Source organism: Pelomicrobium sp. G1, assembly GCF_051905455.1.
Taxonomy (GTDB): Bacteria; Pseudomonadota; Gammaproteobacteria; order Burkholderiales; family UBA6910; genus Pelomicrobium.
This window is the reverse complement of the sequence record NZ_JBQACR010000225.1, coordinates 1-321: the sequence shown is the minus strand read 5'-3', so window position 1 is coordinate 321 and position 321 is coordinate 1. Positions and strand designations below refer to the sequence as shown.

The 321-nt window shown below is 65.1% G+C and carries 1 pseudogene; it reads right to left on the bottom strand.

What is annotated here, in order from left to right:
* Positions 1 to 321: pseudogene (locus ACTFO6_RS18275) on the bottom strand (NrfA- nitrite reduction protein); the annotation flags it as partial.

Sequence of the window (321 nt, the reverse complement as noted above, 5' to 3'; positions counted from 1 at the left end):
CCGCTGCAGTTGACGCCGCTGCGGGCATGGGCGCTCGCGAGCCAATCATTCTTGATCGCAAGGTCTTGGCGCAGGTTCTCCCCCTGATCGGCGTCGGTCGCCGCCAGCGGTTTCAAGGGATAGCGGTCGATCGGGTAGTCGGAAAGCGCCTCCACCACTTTGGCAAAATCACGCCGCAGCAGCCGCCGCGCCTCCAGCACATCAGGCTCAGCGGCGTGCTTCACCAGGAAGTCCTCGTACAGCGCCCGGTTGTCGTGGAAGTTGTGGCAGCCGCTGGAAGCGCAGGTGTCGAACGCGAGCCCTCGATGGGTGGGACGTTCC